The organism is Flaviramulus sp., from assembly GCF_982512915.1.
The window spans coordinates 1-17,924 of record NZ_CEWOCJ010000017.1 but is presented as its reverse complement, the minus strand read 5'-3'; the positions used below and the strand labels follow the sequence as shown (position 1 = coordinate 17,924).

The window sequence follows — 17,924 nt, the reverse complement described above, 5'->3', positions numbered from 1 at the left end:
TCAATTAATCAATTAAACATTAGAAATCATGAAAAAATTATTTAAAAGTAGTATACTAATTATTGCATTACTTATTGGAGCTGGTTTTTATGCTCAAAATAGGAACTTAGACAATTACAGACAACCTGATAAAAATGGGGTTAATGTATTTGAAGCACCCAAAGATAGCGTTTCAACTTTTACGGATGTAAAAGTTAGAATAGGAGGTTCTTCAACCCTACAATATCAAGCCTTAGACCATGAAAATTCTGGAGACGTGCCTTTATCTGGTATTGGTGCTAACTTTAATTTGGCAACTGCTAATTTAGATTTAGATGTAGCTTTAGCTGATGGTGTTAGAATGCATTTACGTACTTATTTATCTTCTCGTCATCACCCAGAACCTTATGTTAAAGGAGGGTATTTTCAAATTGATAAATTAGATTTTATTAGCGAAGGTTTCTTAGGAGATTTTATGAAATATGCAACCATTAAAATTGGGCATATGGAAAATAATTATGGTGATGCACATTTTAGAAGATCTGATAATGCTCAAACCATTTATAATCCTTTTGTTGGTAACCTTATAATGGATGCTTTTACCACAGAAGTTGGTGCCGAATTATACTACCAACGTAATGGTTTAATTGCTATGGTAGGTTTAGCTAATGGTAAACTAAATCAATCTATTGTGGAGTCTTCTGCTGGAAACACGGGTGGTGCTTCATTTTTAGCAAAATTAGGATTTGATAAACAACTAAATGATGATTTAAGAGTACGATTAACAGGATCTCTTTACAATACAGGTTATGTACCTAATTCATATTTATATAATGCAGATAGAACAGGTTCAAGATATTACCACGTTTTAGAGCCAGCAACAGCAACTAGTGATAATTTTAGATCTGGTAGATACAATCCAGCTTTAAGAAATAAAATCACAGCCATTATGATTAATCCATTTCTTAAATATCAAGGATTAGAATTCTTTGGAACTATAGAATCAGCTAAAGGAAATAGAACAGGTTTAGATCAAAGAACAGCCAATCAATTTGCAGGTGAACTTATTTATAGATTTGGAAGCAACGATAACTTATTTGTTGGTGGAAGATATAATGTTGTTGATTCTGAAGAGGAAAGTGGAGAGGATGTTAAAATTAAAAGAACTCAACTTGGAGCAGGTTGGTTTATGACTAATAATATTTTATTGAAATTAGAATATGTTAATCAAACTTACGATGGATTTGCTGTTGGAAGTGTATTAGATTCAGGGAAATTTAATGGATTAATGCTTGAAGCTGCTATTAGTTTCTAAAAACTAGTTAATTAAAAAGTAAGTCTAAAAGTATAATAAAATAAATAATTTAACTTCAAGACTTACTTTTTTAAATTTTTATTAAAATTGACAACCATTTAAATATTTAATAACATGAAAAAGATATTGTTTTTAGTTTATGTACTCGCAACATTAGCTTTTACTGTTGTTATAGAAGGTAGCACATCTGTATTAATAACCCCTAGTAGCAAATTGCTTATTAAAGGAAAAACAAATATTAATACGTTTAAATGCCAGTTTGATATTTTGAAATTAAAAAAACCAATTCCAGTTTTTTTTAAAAAAATAAATGATAAAATGGTTTTTGAAAACACTACTTTAGTTTTGGAAAATGACTGTTTTGATTGTGGTGGTAAAGGAATAAATAATGATTTTCAGCAACTTTTAAAATCTGATATGTATCCGGAAACACTTATCAATTTAAAAGAAATCTCTATTGATAATACATCTGAAAACACGGTACAAGCCTTATTAGAAATTAGAATAGCAGGCGTTACTAATGCCTGTAAAGTACCAATAAAATTAACAGGAGAGGATACTTTGCTAGTAGAAGGCGTTTTAAATTTGAATATCTGTGATTTTAATTTGGAACCACCTAAAAAAGCCTTAGGTTTAATAGTAGTAAAGGATATTATTGAAATTAATTTCCAGTTAGTTGTTCAAGAGTATTAATTTATATACAATACGAGTTCAAATAAAAAAGCCTTAACATCATTAGTTAAGGCTTTTTATTTTAATGTTTATTTACTAGTATTATCCATTCATGGAAATTAAAAATTCTTCGTTATTTTTTGTTTGCTTGAAACGGTCATTGATAAACTCCATTGCTTCAACAGGATTCATATCAGCTAGATATTTTCTCATAACCCACATACGTTGAATGGTATTTTCGTCTAATAATAAATCATCACGACGCGTGCTCGAAGATGTTAAATCAATAGCAGGGAAAATTCTACGATTCGATATTTTTCTATCCAACTGTAACTCCATATTACCAGTACCTTTAAATTCTTCAAAAATAACTTCGTCCATTTTAGAACCAGTTTCAGTTAATGCCGTAGCAATAATGGTTAAAGAACCACCATTTTCTATATTTCTAGCAGCACCAAAGAAACGCTTAGGTTTGTGTAAAGCGTTTGCATCCACACCACCAGAAAGTATTTTACCAGATGCTGGTTGTACGGTATTGTAAGCTCGAGCTAAACGCGTAATGGAATCTAAAAGAATCACAACATCGTGTCCGCATTCCACCAAACGTTTTGCTTTTTCTAAAACAATATCAGCAATTTTCACGTGCTCATGTGCTTCTTTATCAAAAGTTGATGAAATTACCTCACCACGCACATTACGTTGCATATCAGTTACCTCTTCAGGACGTTCATCAATTAATAAAATCATTAAGTAAACTTCAGGATGATTGGCAGCAATAGCATTTGCAACATCCTTTAAAAGCATGGTTTTACCAGTTTTAGGTTGCGAAACAATCATACCACGTTGTCCTTTACCTATAGGAGAAAACAAGTCCATAATTCTAGTAGATATGGTGCTTTGTTTTTCTGCAATATTAAATTTTTCCTTAGGAAACAATGGTGTTAAATGCTCAAAAGAAACTCGGTCTCTTACAACTTCTGGTTTTTGCCCATTAATTTTAACAACTTTTATTAAAGGAAAATATTTCTCACCTTCTTTTGGAGGTCTTACATGTCCTAAAACAGTATCTCCTTTTTTCAATCCAAATAAACGTATTTGAGATTGAGACACATAAATATCATCTGGTGATGATAAATAATTATAATCAGATGATCTCAAAAAACCATAACCATCTAGCATAATATCTAAAACACCTTCACTTTCAATAATAGCATCAAACTCAAAATCAGGATCGCGATAGCGATTTCTGTTGTCTTTATTACCAGTATCTACATTACCATTTTTTTGGTTTTTATGCTGATTTTTATTTTGATTTTGTTGATGAGGTTTTTGTTGATTCTCGTTTTGAGGTCTAGGATTCGGTTTGTTAATAGGTTTATTAGGTCTTTGCTGATTTTCAGCCTTTTCGGTAACCTCAACTTTATTATCTTTAGTTGGATTTTCTACGTTAATTACAGGTGTTTCTTTTACTATTTTTTCAACACGCTGTCTTGGTTTTCTTGGTTCTTGTTTTCTTGGTTCTGGTTTTGGTTGTGGAGGTGCTTCCGGTGCCACTTCTACAACTGCTTTAACAGTATTTGGATCTGCAGCTTGTTGATCCAATATTTGATATACTAAATCTATTTTTTTTAATGAACGATATTTAGAAACGTTCAATTTTTTTGCAATCTCCTGTAAATCAGAGAGCTTTTTTTCTTTTAATTGTGAAATTTCAAACATTGATGTTTAATTGAATATTTTATTTTGAATATAAACTTGAGTTATTCTGAAAAAAATTGAATTTTTATTCTGAAGATTAATCGCTTGTTATTGCGATTGTTGAGAATTATTACTGCAATTATACAACTTTATTTTAATTTTTAGCATTAATTCTATTATTTTTGCGGTCTAGTTTTTTAAAATTACATGCTACAACGTATTCAAACTATATACCTTTTTTGTGCCGCAGGAATTTCTGGAGGTCTTCCATTTGTAACTCATTTATGGATTATAAATAATGGTACTAGTGTGTTTGCTAAAGATGATGCCCTTTATTTAGCCTTGTTCTTAGGCTCTGCCATATTATCTTTAATAGCTATTTTTATGTACAAAAATAGGAAGTCTCAATTTGTTTTGGGTCGACTTAACATCATATTAAACTTTATTTTACTAGGATTTTTCGTGTATCAATCTCTAAAGGTATCTGGAGAAACGGCGGTTTCTGAGAAAGGTATTGGGATGCTTCTTCCTATTGTTTCTATCGTGTTTTTGGCATTAGCCAATAAGGCCATCAAGAAGGATGAAGATCTTGTAAAATCTGTTGATAGATTACGATAAACCTAACATCTTAGTAGTATTAGTGCGTTAAAACCCAAAGTATAAACTTTGGGTTTTTGTATTTTGTTACTACAAGTATTTTTCTTAGTTATTTTATTGGTATTTATAATTTGAGCCTAACCCAACGGTCGGGCTTTTCGAGCTAAACGGTAACTTTATTAAATCCCTAACGCAAAAAGTTTAGTACCTTTTATCAAACTCTATCACTTCCAAATTATCAATTTTACTACCATCAATCGTAAAACGCAACATAGTTCGAGTTTTATGAAATCCATGTTTACCAACCGCACCAGGATTCATATGTATTAAGTTGAGTTTTTTATCAGGCATCACTTTTAAAATATGCGAATGTCCACAAATAAAAATCTTTGGTGGGTTTTGTTTTATCTCTGTAATTACTCGAGCATTATATTTTGGTGGGTAGCCACCAATATGGGTTATCCAAACATCTACAGCTTCACACATAAAACGGTTATGCTCCGGGAATTCTACACGTGTTTTAGCATCATCAATATTGCCAAACACCGCACGTAAAGGTTTTAAATTTTTTATAGTATCTGTTACTTTTAAATCGCCAATATCGCCAGCATGCCATACTTCATCTGCTTGTTTTATATACTTTAAAATGTCGTCGTCTATATAACTATGTGTGTCAGAGAGTAATAATATTTTGGTCATAAATTATTATAACGAGTATGATTTGTTTGTAAAGTTATAGATTATTGATTTAAAATGATATACGGTTGTTGGAGATTATCACTTTAATTTGTCAGAAAAAAATAATAACTTCGTTTAACATTCGATAAAAAACATTAAAACGATTTCATTTCAGTTCGTTAAACGAATTTCTCTAAAAATAAAAAAAAATCAAGTTCAATTGCTTTGTTTATAGCGGTTTAAAGTCTAAAGCTAATTTACAGTGCGTACTTATAGTGTATATCCCAACCCGTATGTAACACCAAAAATATCTTTTAATATTTAATTAAGATACGGGTGTACGCAAAAACAGCAAAACTAGCTATCTTTGTTGTTTTAAAAACAGATTCCTCACTTTGCGATATTTTATACAACTTTCTTATAATGGTAGTACATATCACGGTTGGCAAAATCAACCCAATGCAGTATCGGTACAAGAAGTTTTAGAGAAGGGTTTAACTACGTTGCTTAACCAGGAAATAAGTATAATGGGAGCCGGAAGAACGGATGCTGGTGTACATGCCACAGAAATGTTTGCGCATTTTGAAACGGATGGCTTTTTTAATTCGAATGATTTAATTTTTAAACTGAATTCGTTTTTGCCTAAAGATATTGCGATACAAGATATTTTTAAAGTAAAATCTGAAGCGCATTCGCGTTTTGATGCGTTAAGTAGAACGTATTTGTACAGAATAAGTTTGGATAAGAGTCCGTTTAATTTTGATGCGGCCTACTTTGTTAAGCAGTCTTTAAATGTGGATTTGATGAATGAGGCTTCAAAAGTTTTATTGACGTATAAAGATTTTCAATGCTTTTCGAAAAGTCAAACCGATGTAAAAACGTATCATTGTGATATTATGGAAGCCGAATGGTTTTTTAAAGAAAACGAGTTGCATTTTGTAATTAAAGCCAATAGGTTTTTACGAAACATGGTAAGAGCTATTGTGGGTACGATGATTAATGTTGGAATTGGGAAATTAACTATTGAAGATGTACATGCCATTATACAATCTAAAAACAGGAGTGAAGCAGGTTTTTCTGTACCTGCTCATGGATTGTATTTAACTAACATAGCGTATCCGGAGGATATTAAAATACATGAGTGAAACAAAAGAAAATATTTTTGATTTTAATCTTTTTAAGCGTCTTTTTCAATATATAAAGCCTTACAAAGGGATATTTTTCGGGCTTTTAATATTGGTTGTTTTACTAGCCATTTTTAGTACGGCAACACCTTATATTACCAAAGATGCTATCGATGATAGTATTACAAACAAAAAGGAAAAGGGCTTTTTGTTTTACATTATTATCATGTTTGCGGTTTTAATTTTGCAAACTGTTTTTCAGTTACTTTTTATTTATTACGCTGCTTGGTTAGGACAAAACTTAGTAATGGATGTTCGTGTAAAATTATTTGATCATCTGCTTCGTTTTAAAATGAAGTATTACGACAATTCTTCTGTAGGTATTTTAATCACGCGGGCCGTAACAGACATGGAGCGTATTGCTGATATTTTTGGTGAAGGCTTATTTATGATTTTTAGAGATTTACTGACCATGGGCGTTGTTTTTGGGGTGATGCTTTTTATAAATGTGAAGTTGAGTTTGATTGTTTTAATTATGCTTCCACTGTTACTTTACGCTACACGCTTGTTTCAGAAATACATGAAAAAGGCTTTTGAGGAGGTAAGAACCGAGGTTTCTAATTTAAACTCTTTTGTGCAAGAGCGTTTAACAGGTATGAAAATATTACAGTTGTTTACGCGTGAAGATACCGAGTATAAAAAATTTATAGTTATAAATGAGCGACACAAAAAAGGCTGGCTTAAAACGGTTTGGTATAACTCTATTTTCTTTCCAATTGCCGATTTGGTTTCTTCTATTAGTATTGGTTTAGTGGCTTGGTATGGTGGTTTAAATATCGTTTTAGAAAATAGTGCTGTATCTCAAGGGGATTTAGTAGCTTTTGTGATGTTTATACCTATGCTTTTTAGGCCGTTACGACAAATTGCTGATAAGTTTAATACCCTACAAATGGGTATGGTAGCTGCTACCAGAGTTTTTAAAGTTTTGGATACTACTTCTCAAATAGATGATGCCGGAACTTATGTGGCAGAATCGTTTAAGGGTAATATTAAGTTTGATAATGTGTACTTTAATTATGTTGAAGATGAAGCGGTTTTAAAGGGTATTTCGTTTGAAGTAAAATCTGGCGAAACCATTGCTATAGTTGGTGCTACAGGTGCAGGAAAATCTACTATTATTAATTTATTGAATAGATTTTACGAAATAAAAGACGGTGTTATATCAGTTGATGACATTAATATCAAAGAGGTAACCCTCGCATCATTACGTACCCAAATAGCCTTAGTATTGCAAGATGTATTTTTGTTTGCTGATACTATTTTAAACAACATTACTTTAAATAATCCTGAGATAACTGAAGCGCAGGTTTATAAAGCTGCAAAAGACATAGGTATTCATGATTTTATTATGAGTTTACCAGATGGTTACCATTATAATGTTAAAGAACGCGGTGTGATGCTATCATCTGGTCAACGCCAGCTTATATCGTTTTTAAGAGCTTATGTAACCAATCCAAGTATTTTGGTTTTAGATGAAGCGACTTCTTCTGTCGATTCGTATTCCGAACAACTTATTCAAAATGCTACCGATAAAATCACAAAAGGCAGAACATCTATAGTGATTGCCCATCGATTAGCAACTATTAAAAAAGCAGATAAGATTATTGTTATGGATGCCGGAAATATTGTAGAACAAGGTACCCATGACGAATTGCTTAAAAAAGAAAACGGGTGTTACAGAAACCTTTACGAGGTGCAGTTTATACAAGATGAGGTTGCTTAGTTTCTTTTTAGCCTAAATACCAAGTAAACACCAATTACAATACAAGCAATCATTAGTACCTATTGCCAAACTAGTGTTCCATTGGAAATCTCAATAGTACTAGCATATCTCATTAAAACTAAGCCCGCCCAAAATTTAGGAGCCAAAGTTCTAGAGTAGTATTTGTTATATAGTCTAGTTTTGCTAATCTTAAAGCTTCATCCTTAGGTTTTTCATCTTTTATGTTTTTATATTATTCGCAAAAGGTTTCCAAAGTTTTTGGTACAGATTATAGAGCCTCTTATTATTTTATCAACCTTAATGTGGAATATAAATTTAAAGAAAGTAAGTTTTCTGCATTTTTTAGAATAAATAATATTTTTAATAATAAGTCTTTTAATATATTGTTATTTAACAAACGTTATAGAATTTACTTCAAGTACAGCATTGATTTAGAGATATTTTATGTTGGGTTTAAATTATAGAATTTAAAGTCCCGCAGCTGCTTTTTGTGCTTCAATCATTTGTTGGATATCGCCATTTAAAAACATAATTATTATCATAATGACTATTACGACAACAAATACAATTCCTAATACAACAAAAAACAACAGGGATCTTAAAAAGATATTTGTAAAGTTGAGATTGTAAATTCTTTTTAAACAATAAGCACAATATAATATCATCAAAGGAATAGATATCATACTAAAAACAGCTTGATTGATACCAAAAGAGGAAACGATGATTCCGAAAACTGCTGTTACAATAGACATTTGAGCTTGAATATATAAGAAGGTTACAACCAATTCTGTGTAATTGTATTTTTTTAATCCTATAAAAGTAACCCTTGCAATAATGGCGTAAATAGGTACATAAAGCATCATAAAAAGCGACATGTACTCTTGAACAAAATTCATGTTTTTTCTTTGAAATTCTTCTTGTCCAGGAGCAGTAAACATCGTGTAATCCATGGCTTCTGGAAAAAACTTATTTAATATTAAAAGGTATAAACCTGAGATGGTTATGGCTAAACCAAAATAGCTTATCGGGTTAACATATTTTTTTCTAACGCCATCAATGTAACCTCCAATAACATCTTCAGGCGTTTTAAATAAATTTATAAAGGTTCTTAAGAGTTTATTATCGTAATTAAAAAATGTCTCGCTAATATGCTCAAACAAATTTTTTAAAGTCAGTCTGTTTCTAATTATTTTACCGCCACAATTTGGGCAAAATTCATTGGTTTCAATTAAACTTGTATTACAATTTTTGCAGTTCATTAGCTTAAATCTTTTTTAATCATTAAGTTAAGTTGGGTAGAGTCTTCAAAAACTATAAACTCTCCATCTTTAAAATACGAAATATGTCCAGTTTCTTCACTAACTACCAATGCCAAAGCATCTGTTTTTTCAGTAACACCAATAGCAGCTCTGTGACGCAAACCAAAGCGTTTTGGGATGGTTTTTTCATTGTTTACAGGAAGAATAACTCTGGTAGCTTTTACAATATTATTACTAACTACTATGGCGCCATCGTGTAATGGGCTATTTTTAAAAAATATACTTTCTATGATAGGTTGGGTAACTTTTATATTCATTTCGTCTCCCGAGGAAGATAAAAAATCGAGGTTGTTATTTCGCTCAAAAACAATTAAAGCACCTGTTTTAGACATGCTCATTTTGTTACAAGCCGAAATAATGGCATCCACATCTGTGTCACTTTTAGTTTCAGTTTTTAAAAAACTAAATTGTTTTAAAAATTTTCTTCTCCTATTAAAATTAGTAGATCCAACCATGAGTAGAAACTTTCTTATTTCTGGCTGAAAAACGACAATTAAAGCAATGATGCCTACCTTCATAAAACCACCAAAAATCCCAGTAAGAAGCTCCATTTTAAGGAAACCTGTAAGTCGCCATGCGCCATAAATAATGATAATGCCTAAAAAAATATTAATAGCTACAGTGCCCTTTACTAATTTGTATAAATAGTAGAGTAGTAGTGCAACTAATATTACATCTATAAAATCTACAACCGAGAATTTTAAAAGGTCTTTAAAAATATCCAAAGGTGATGGGTTTTTGTAAATTTAGTAAAAAAGGGTTAATAAATAAATTCATGATTTGATATTCCAATATTCTCTATATCTAGTTCAGAAATTATTGATTTAATTGAGATGTAATCTTGAAAAGTTAGATTTTTATCAAAATTCATTATAAATTCAACCACTCTATCTTTTGGTGTTAAATTTTTTAGTTGATTTATTAAGTCAGTTTTATTGCTTGTTGTATTTATATAATTATCAATAAAGCCCATAATTTCAATTTTATCAATCGAATTAAATACAATACTTAATCTTAATTTATCCAAAAAATTTGGGTTTTCAGAAAAATACATTCCTGCTGGTTCTTCATGAAAAATAACATCCGTAAATTCAATAAAACCTAAATTATTTTTACTGATATCATTACAAGTAAAATAGTTTTTGGAGTTTTTATTTTTATGTCCTGAGTTTTGTTTTTTCTCTTGAAGGAATTTAATACAAGGAATTACTTGTTTTAATGTTAATCGTTTATCAATATTAACTAACCAATTGGTGGTACTAATTAAGTTTTTCCGGTTGAGTTCTAAACTATCTTTTTGAGTTTCATCATAAAATAAATAGGCTGCCGAAACATCGTTTATTTCAGTTATATCTGAGTGATTTATTTCTGGTAATTGAATTACCTTATCATTTCTGCAGGAAAAAAATATAAATAGTAACCCTGTAAAAAAATATCTCATTTTAAGTTTTTAATGATGTTATTAACTTAATGCATTCCATTGCTTCTCTTACATCGTGCACACGTAAAATGGAAGCACCTTTTTGTAATGCTACTGTATTTAAAACTGAGGTACCATTTAAGGCTTCTTTAGCTGAGGTTTCGAGTTTTTTATAAATCATTGATTTTCTTGAAACGCCTACTAGTAAAGGTTTTTCAATCATTTTAAATAACTCCAATTGGTTTAGTAATTCATAATTCTGTTCTAATGTTTTTGCAAAACCAAATCCGGGATCAATAATAATATCAACAATACCTATGTTTCTTGCGGCATTAATTCTTTCAGAAAAATAAAACAGTATCTCTTTTACTAGATTTTCATAAACCGTCTGCTGTTGCATAGTTTTGGGTGTTCCTCGCATGTGCATCATAATGTACGGTACATGCAAATCAGCAATCGTTTGTAGCATGTTAGCATCTAATTTCCCTGCAGATATATCATTAATTATAGAAGCGCCAGCATCAATACATTGTTTAGCAATATAACTTCTAAAGGTGTCAATCGAGATTATGGCATCAGGAAATTTACTTATTACTAAATCTAAAATTGGAATTATGCGTTTCAATTCCTCTTCCTCACTTACATTGTCTGCATTGGGTCTAGAGCTGTAAGCGCCAATATCAATAAAAGTAGCACCTTCATTAAGCATTTTTTCAACTTGATTTAAAATCTTGGTTTGGTCTTTATATAAACCACCATCGTAAAATGAATCGGGAGTAATATTTAAAATACCCATTACTTTGGGTACTGATAAATCAATCAGTTGGCCTTTACAATTAATAGTCATTCATATAGTTTAGTAAGGTGTTCGAATATAGTTTAAAACTTTAAACTAGAAACCTTGAAGGTTTTAATAATTTATGCGAAATTTACGCAAAATTCAATTTATTTATGCAAGATACTTCAAAACAATACGATGCCGTAATAGATACCTGTAAAAGTTTGTTTACAAAAAAAATGAGTGATTACGGTTGCGCTTGGAGAATTTTACGTTTACCATCGCTTACCGATCAAATTTTTATAAAAGCACAACGTATTAGAGGTTTACAACAAAATGCTGTAAGAAAAGTTGATGAAGGTGAAGTAAGCGAATTTATTGGTATTATAAATTATTCAGTTATGGCATTAATTCAATTAGAAAAAGGGGTTGTTGAGCAACCCGATTTAACTAATAAAGAGGCCACAGAATTATACGAAAAGCAAGTAGCTATTACAAAAAAATTAATGGAAGATAAAAACCACGATTATGGTGAAGCGTGGCGTGATATGAGAGTGAGTAGTTTAACGGATTTGATTTTACAAAAATTATTAAGAGTAAAGCAAATTGAGGATAATCAAGGAAAAACTATTGTTAGCGAAGGCATTGATGCCAATTATCAAGATATGATAAATTATGCTGTTTTTGCTTTAATTCATTTAAATAATTAATCAAAATGAAAATATTAGTAGCAATTTCAAGAATATTTGTTGGTGTTTTATTCATCATTTCTGGATTTATAAAATTAAACGATCCCTTAGGTTTTTCTTATAAATTACAAGAATATTTTAGTCCAGATGTTTTAAACCTCTCTTTTTTAGAGCCCTATGCTTTAATGATTTCTGTTTTAGTTGTTGTTTTTGAAGTTGTTTTAGGCGTGTTTTTAATTATTGGTTACAAAGCTAAATTTACGGTTTGGAGTTTATTGGCTATGATTGTTTTTTTTACATTCTTAACTTTTTATTCTGCTTATTTTGATAAAGTTAAAGATTGTGGCTGTTTTGGAGACGCCTTAAAATTAACACCTTGGGAAAGTTTCACTAAGGATGTTGTTTTATTGTTTTTCATCTTGATTCTTTTCTTTGGGGTTAAACATATAAAACCAGTTTTTACAAAATTGCCAACTTCTATTTTAGCACTTTTAACTTTTATTTTTTGTTTATGGTTTGGCTATCATGTATTGATGCACTTACCATCGATAGATTTCAGAGCCTATAAAATAGGTGCTAATATTTCTGAAGGGATGGCTACTCCAGATAATGCCCCAAAGCCAGTAATTGAATATGCTTGGAAGTTTAATGTAAATGAAGAAGAAAAAATAATTACTACAAATGGATCATATCCAACAGTAAAAGGAAATTTTATAAGTGTTGATACTAAATTTATTGAAGAGGGTTATATACCACCAATTCAAGATTTTTCAATTGAATCTGAAGATGAAAATCTAACAGAATACTTTTTAGATAAAGATAATTTAATAGTGGTAGTTTCGTATAGTTTAGAGCATATCGAAAGAGAAGGCGCCATGAAATTGAAAGCTTTACAAGACAAAGCTAGACAAAATGGTTATGAAATTATAGGTTTAACCGCTTCTGGAGAAGAAGCTAAAAAACGTGTAAACAAAACATATAATATTGATTTTAGTTGGTATTTATGCGATGAGAAGGCTTTGAAAACAGTCGTACGGTCAAATCCAGGAATTTTAGAGTTAGATAAAGGTACTGTCATGCAAAAAGTACACTGGAATGACGTTGAAGATTTAGAATTTTAGTTTAAACTAACACAAAAAGCTAACAACTGATAGGCTACTTATTAAATAAAATCACTTACGCACTACTTACCTTGTTTGGAGTAGTAACTGTTATTTTCTTTTTATTTAATGTACTACCTGGAGATCCAGCACAAATGATGTTGGGGCAAAATGAAGACAGTAAACAATTAGCTTTAGTAAACCAAAAATATGGGTTTGATAAACCTATCAGTACCCAATATTTGTATTATTTAAATGATCTATCACTAATATCTTTTCATTCAAATAAATCTGATAATTACACCCATTTAAAACAAGGTAAATACGATGCTTTTAAATTATGTGTTGTTGGAAATACAACTATGGTTTTAAAGTTTCCATATTTAAGAGAATCTTTTACAAAACAAGGTAAAAAAGTAAGTCAAGTGTTAAAAGAAACATTACCAAACACTTTTGTTTTGGCAGTTACTGCAATTACGATTGCTATTATTTTAGGTATTGTTTTTGGTATTATTTCAGCATTATATAAAGACAGGTGGCTTGATATAATCATTCAGATTTTTAGCACTTTAGGGATGAGTATTCCCTCATTTTTTAGTGCTATATTATTCGCTTGGTTTTTTGGGTATGTGTTGCATAATTACACCCATTTAGAAATGACGGGTAGCCTTTATGAATTGGATGATTTTGGAGAAGCTATGCATATTAAACTTAAAAACTTACTACTTCCTGCAGTTGTTTTGGGTATTCGTCCCTTAGCAGTTGTTATTCAATTAATGCGTAATTCTTTATTAGAAGTTTTTAATCAAGATTATATTAGAACAGCAAGAGCTAAAGGTTTAAGTGAGTTTCAAATTATTAAAAAGCATGCTTTAAAAAATGCCTTAAACCCTGTTGTTACAGCAATTTCTGGTTGGTTTGCATCCATGTTGGCAGGCGCAGTTTTTGTCGAATATATTTTTGGTTGGAATGGTTTAGGAAAAGAAATAGTTAACGCCTTAAATACACTTGATTTGCCTGTTATTATGGGTTCAGTATTAATTATTGCTTTATTGTTTATAATAATCAATATTTTTGTAGACATAATTTATGTTTGGTTAGATCCAAAAGTGAAGCTTGAATAATTTTACATGAAAAAAGGCTATTACATATTCGTACTAATAATTTGTTGTTTTAGTTGTAATAAAGAAATTCCAACACAGTTTTCAGAAACGGCTTTAAACGATACATTTATTACTTTACAAGGTAATTCAATAACTTTTAAAGACGTTTTAGAAAGACACAAAGGAGAAACCTTAGTAATAGATATCTGGGCATCTTGGTGTAGCGATTGTATAAAAAATATGCCAAAAGTTAAAGCCTTACAAAATCAATATAAAGATGCAACTTTTTTGTTTTTATCATTAGATAGAAATCAAAATGTATGGAAAAGAGGTATTTCAAAATATCAAATTAAAGGCGAGCATTATTTTATGCCATCAGGTTGGGATGGTCCTTTTGCAGAGTTTGCAGATTTAGATTGGATACCTCGTTATATGATTGTAGGACCCGAAGGCGAAATAAAACTTTTTGAAGCAGTAAAAGCAGATGATAAACGAATAAAAGAACTTTTATAATAATTAAATAAATCCCTAATTTAAAAAGGGTGATTGAAAAAATGAGAAAAAATATCGTAGCAGGAAACTGGAAAATGAATAACGATTTAGCACAAACGGAAGCGTTATTAACAGCATTAAAAAAACAAGCAAAAACATCAAACGCAGAAGTTATGGTAGCACCAACTTTTACCAATTTATATCCTGCTTTTGAAGCATTAAAAGAAACTAGCATAGAAGTTATTGCACAAAACATGCATTTTGCCGATAATGGTGCCTATACAGGCGAAATTAGCGCAAGCATGTTAAAGAGTATAGGTGTTAATACCGTTATTTTAGGACACAGCGAGCGAAGAGAATATTTTAACGAAACCGATGCTTTATTAGCTAAAAAAGTAGATGCTGCCTTAAAAAATAATATGCGTGTTGTTTTTTGTTTTGGTGAGATCTTAGCCGATAGAAAATCAGGAAATCACGAGGCTATCGTAGAAAGCCAAATTAAAAATGCCCTGTTTCATTTAGAAGTTTCAGCATTAAAAAATATCGTGTTGGCTTACGAGCCAGTTTGGGCCATTGGTACAGGCGAAACAGCAACACCTGAGCAAGCACAAGATATGCACGCCTTTATCAGAAAAACATTAACAAATCAATATGGGCAAGAGGTTGCTAATAGCATCTCTATTCTTTACGGTGGTAGTGTGAAGCCAAATAATGCCAAAGAAATTTTCGGCAAACCAGATGTAGATGGCGGTTTAATAGGTGGAGCAGCACTTAATGCAGAGGATTTTTTTGCTATTGTAAATGCATTTTAATTAAAAAATAAAGGCGAGGGCGTTACCCTAAAAAGGGTCGCGCTTTTCGCTATATCTTTTTTTTCGTTCCTCAAAAAAGGATACCGCTGCAATCGCTAACGCATTTAAAACAAATAATATCGTAAACAACCAACTTATCACACATGTCAAACATCATATATATAGGGTATTATTTTAAAGTAAAGCCCATACAACCAGCCGTTGAAATTCTTATTGCAGAATTAGGCTATGCAGGTTTTGAAAGTTTTGTAGAAAACGAAGATGGTGTAACAGCCTACATTCAAAAAGATGATTGGTACGAGGCTATTTTAAAGGATATTCAAATTTTAAATTCAAATGAATTTGAAATTACTTTTACTTTTGAAGATATTGAGCAAACAAATTGGAATGAAGAATGGGAGAAAAACTTCAATCCTATTGTAGTAGATGATATTTGTGCAGTAAGAGCGCCATTTCATAATAAGTTTGAAACACAATATGATATCATCATCGAGCCAAAAATGAGTTTTGGTACGGGGCATCACGAAACAACACATATGATGATTCAACATATTTTAAAAAATGATTTTAATAATAAATCAGTTTTAGATATGGGCTGTGGAACTGGAGTTTTAGCCATTCTTACCGAAATGAAAGGAGCAAAACCTATTGACGCTGTAGATTACGATAATTGGTGTTATTTAAACAGTATGGAAAATGTAGAACGAAATAATTGCAAGCATATCACCGTTATTGAAGGAGATGCAAATGTTTTGCCAGGGAAGACATATGATATTATTATAGCAAACATAAACCGTAATATCTTATTACAAGACATGCCAATTTATGTGTCCTGTTTAAATAAAAATGGTACATTATTTTTAAGTGGTTTTTACAACGATGACGTTGAAATTATTCAAGCTGCTTGTGAAAAACATATGTTAAAATTTCAAGAAAAACTTGAAAAAAATAATTGGGTTGCATTAAAATTTTTAAATTAGTAAAAAGATTAAAGTTTTAAGATTTCAAAACAATGAGTACAAAAGAAAAAGTATCAGAAGAATTATTATTACAAGAAGAAATTTCAACACAAAATGAAATCGTATTACATAATGATGATGTTAATACTTTTGATCATGTAATAGAAACATTGATGTATGCTTGCGATCATACGCCAGAGCAAGCAGAACAATGCTCTTTAATAGTTCATTACAATGGGAAATGTACCGTAAAAACGGGTCTTTATGACGATTTAAAACCACGATGCTCCATGCTTTTAGAAGCTGGTTTAAGTGCAGAAATAGTGTAACCTTACTCTTTTAATTCCTTATAAATTATGTAAAAGGCCATTAAAAGCACAAAATATCCAAAGCTTTTTTTGAGTTTTTCACCACTTATAAATTTTGATAAGAATACTCCTAATATAATTCCAATTATTGAAATTGAGGTGAATATTAAAAGAAAAGCCCATTCAATTTCTAACGTTTGAACATCACCCATAAAACCAATCAACGAGTTTATTGTTACAATAATTAAAGAGGTTCCTACAGCTTTTTTCATTGGTAAATTAGCCCAAAGCACTAAGGCAGGAACATATAAAAAACCACCACCTGCACCAATAACTCCAGTTATGGTTCCAATAGTTAAACCTTGTAGAAATGTTTTGTAATAAACTTGTTTTTCATGACTTACCTCATTTAACTTACTTTTTTTAATCATCGAAACGGAAGCGAAAAGCATGATGATTGCAAAAAATATCATGATAGCCATATCTTTTGTAAGGTTGTAATCTCCAAAAGAAATAAAATTTTCTGGAATCCATGGCACCAAATACCTTCTAGAAATATAAACAGCCATAAAGGATGGGAATGAAAATGCTAAACCAATTTTAAAATCAACCAAACCTTCTTTGTGTTTTTGAAAGGTTCCAACCATAGAGGAAGTTCCAACTACAAACAAGGAGTAAGCAGTAGCTACGACAGGATTGTAACCCAATAAATAGACTAGTAAAGGCACAGTTAGAATGGAACCACCACCACCAATAAGCCCCAAAACTAAACCAACAATTAAGGCACCAACATAACCTAATATATCTAATGTGTCCATTTTATTTCAATAATTTAATTTGTATGATTACAATATAAATATTCTATATAATGAATAGTTTTATGAAAATTTCAATTCAAAAGTAATCAATTACAAATTTGAAATAAATTTTTAGTAGGTTTTTAATAAAAATACTATATTTGCACCCACAAAAATGGCCTCGTGGCGCAACTGAATAGCGCACTTGATTACGGCTCAAGAGGTTACTGGTTTGAATCCAGTCGAGGTCACTAAACGGGACAAATTCTTAATATTAGGATTGTCCCGTTTTTCATTTCTT

19 protein-coding genes and 1 tRNA gene are annotated in these 17,924 nt (G+C 30.8%); 13 read left to right on the top strand and 7 right to left on the bottom strand.

The window, feature by feature from the left end:
- The first annotated feature begins 28 nt into the window (after positions 1–28).
- Both AC1XJX_RS10880 and AC1XJX_RS10875 read left to right on the top strand, forming a co-directional pair.
- Positions 29–1,294: a hypothetical protein gene (locus AC1XJX_RS10880; protein WP_482004010.1), complete on the top strand. Its 1,266-nt coding sequence runs from the start codon at positions 29–31 to the stop codon at positions 1,292–1,294.
- A 114-nt stretch (positions 1,295–1,408) separates the two neighbouring features.
- The gene (locus tag AC1XJX_RS10875) at positions 1,409–1,987 is read left to right on the top strand and encodes a hypothetical protein (protein WP_482004009.1); all 579 of its coding nucleotides are present in this window, start codon (positions 1,409–1,411) and stop codon (positions 1,985–1,987) included.
- Positions 1,988–2,068: 81 nt separating this feature from the next.
- Here AC1XJX_RS10875 and rho read toward each other — a convergent pair whose 3' ends face one another.
- Entirely contained in the window at positions 2,069–3,685 is a 1,617-nt protein-coding gene (gene rho, locus AC1XJX_RS10870) for a transcription termination factor Rho (protein ID WP_482004008.1), read from the bottom strand.
- 186 nt (positions 3,686–3,871) lie between these two features.
- On the opposite strand from rho, the gene AC1XJX_RS10865 reads away from it, so the two are divergent.
- Positions 3,872–4,282, top strand: a complete 411-nt coding sequence (locus AC1XJX_RS10865) for a DUF4293 domain-containing protein (RefSeq protein ID WP_482004007.1) — start codon at positions 3,872–3,874, stop codon at positions 4,280–4,282.
- Positions 4,283–4,462: 180 nt separating this feature from the next.
- Here AC1XJX_RS10865 and AC1XJX_RS10860 read toward each other — a convergent pair whose 3' ends face one another.
- Positions 4,463–4,960, bottom strand: coding sequence for a metallophosphoesterase family protein (locus AC1XJX_RS10860; protein ID WP_482004006.1), 498 nt, complete (start codon positions 4,958–4,960; stop codon positions 4,463–4,465).
- A 374-nt stretch (positions 4,961–5,334) separates the two neighbouring features.
- Here AC1XJX_RS10860 and truA point away from each other — a divergent pair, with 374 nt between their 5' ends.
- Positions 5,335–6,084 carry a tRNA pseudouridine(38-40) synthase TruA gene (truA, locus tag AC1XJX_RS10855; protein ID WP_482004005.1) on the top strand — a complete coding sequence of 250 codons (750 nt, stop codon included), beginning with the start codon at positions 5,335–5,337 and terminating at the stop codon, positions 6,082–6,084.
- Positions 6,077–7,846: an ABC transporter ATP-binding protein gene (locus tag AC1XJX_RS10850; protein WP_482004004.1), complete on the top strand. Its 1,770-nt coding sequence runs from the start codon at positions 6,077–6,079 to the stop codon at positions 7,844–7,846. Before truA ends, AC1XJX_RS10850 begins: the two co-directional genes overlap by 8 nt.
- A gap of 467 nt (positions 7,847–8,313) precedes the next feature.
- Here AC1XJX_RS10850 and AC1XJX_RS10845 read toward each other — a convergent pair whose 3' ends face one another.
- Genes AC1XJX_RS10845 through folP form a run of 4 tightly spaced genes read right to left on the bottom strand, consistent with a single transcriptional unit; the run spans position 8,314 to position 11,432 of the window.
- A complete protein-coding gene (locus AC1XJX_RS10845) occupies positions 8,314–9,105 on the bottom strand; it encodes a DUF3667 domain-containing protein (RefSeq protein WP_482004003.1) in 792 nt (263 codons plus the stop codon).
- A complete protein-coding gene (locus AC1XJX_RS10840) occupies positions 9,105–9,890 on the bottom strand; it encodes a diadenylate cyclase (protein ID WP_482004002.1) in 786 nt (261 codons plus the stop codon). The genes AC1XJX_RS10845 and AC1XJX_RS10840 overlap by 1 nt, the downstream gene beginning before the upstream one ends.
- A 35-nt stretch (positions 9,891–9,925) precedes the next feature.
- The gene (locus AC1XJX_RS10835; RefSeq protein ID WP_482004001.1) at positions 9,926–10,606 is read right to left on the bottom strand and encodes a hypothetical protein; all 681 of its coding nucleotides are present in this window, start codon (positions 10,604–10,606) and stop codon (positions 9,926–9,928) included.
- A 1-nt stretch (position 10,607) separates the two neighbouring features.
- Positions 10,608–11,432 carry a dihydropteroate synthase gene (gene folP / locus AC1XJX_RS10830; protein WP_482004000.1) on the bottom strand — a complete coding sequence of 275 codons (825 nt, stop codon included), beginning with the start codon at positions 11,430–11,432 and terminating at the stop codon, positions 10,608–10,610.
- A 104-nt stretch (positions 11,433–11,536) separates the two neighbouring features.
- Between folP and AC1XJX_RS10825 the strand changes: the two genes are divergently transcribed.
- The 7 genes from AC1XJX_RS10825 (at position 11,537) to AC1XJX_RS10795 (ending at position 16,847) form a co-directional block, all read left to right on the top strand.
- Entirely contained in the window at positions 11,537–12,073 is a 537-nt protein-coding gene (locus AC1XJX_RS10825) for a DUF1599 domain-containing protein (RefSeq protein ID WP_482003999.1), read from the top strand.
- A gap of 5 nt (positions 12,074–12,078) precedes the next feature.
- A complete protein-coding gene (locus AC1XJX_RS10820; RefSeq protein ID WP_482003998.1) occupies positions 12,079–13,173 on the top strand; it encodes a BT_3928 family protein in 1,095 nt (364 codons plus the stop codon).
- A 26-nt stretch (positions 13,174–13,199) separates the two neighbouring features.
- On the top strand, positions 13,200–14,276 hold the full coding sequence (locus AC1XJX_RS10815; protein WP_482004047.1) for an ABC transporter permease: 1,077 nt from the start codon (positions 13,200–13,202) through the stop codon (positions 14,274–14,276).
- Positions 14,277–14,282: 6 nt separating this feature from the next.
- On the top strand, positions 14,283–14,768 hold the full coding sequence (locus AC1XJX_RS10810; RefSeq protein ID WP_482003997.1) for a TlpA family protein disulfide reductase: 486 nt from the start codon (positions 14,283–14,285) through the stop codon (positions 14,766–14,768).
- Between the two features lie 41 nt (positions 14,769–14,809).
- Complete coding sequence (tpiA, locus tag AC1XJX_RS10805; RefSeq protein ID WP_482003996.1) at positions 14,810–15,559, top strand: triose-phosphate isomerase; 750 nt, start codon at positions 14,810–14,812, stop codon at positions 15,557–15,559.
- Positions 15,560–15,702: 143 nt separating this feature from the next.
- A complete protein-coding gene (gene prmA / locus AC1XJX_RS10800; RefSeq protein ID WP_482003995.1) occupies positions 15,703–16,539 on the top strand; it encodes a 50S ribosomal protein L11 methyltransferase in 837 nt (278 codons plus the stop codon).
- 32 nt (positions 16,540–16,571) lie between these two features.
- On the top strand, positions 16,572–16,847 hold the full coding sequence (locus tag AC1XJX_RS10795) for an ATP-dependent Clp protease adaptor ClpS (RefSeq protein WP_482003994.1): 276 nt from the start codon (positions 16,572–16,574) through the stop codon (positions 16,845–16,847).
- A 2-nt stretch (positions 16,848–16,849) separates the two neighbouring features.
- On the opposite strand, the gene AC1XJX_RS10790 is transcribed toward AC1XJX_RS10795, so the two are convergent.
- A complete protein-coding gene (locus AC1XJX_RS10790; RefSeq protein ID WP_482003993.1) occupies positions 16,850–17,644 on the bottom strand; it encodes a sulfite exporter TauE/SafE family protein in 795 nt (264 codons plus the stop codon).
- A 156-nt stretch (positions 17,645–17,800) separates the two neighbouring features.
- On the opposite strand from AC1XJX_RS10790, the gene AC1XJX_RS10785 reads away from it, so the two are divergent.
- Positions 17,801–17,874: transfer RNA gene (locus tag AC1XJX_RS10785), tRNA-Arg, on the top strand.
- Positions 17,875–17,924 lie beyond the last annotated feature (50 nt).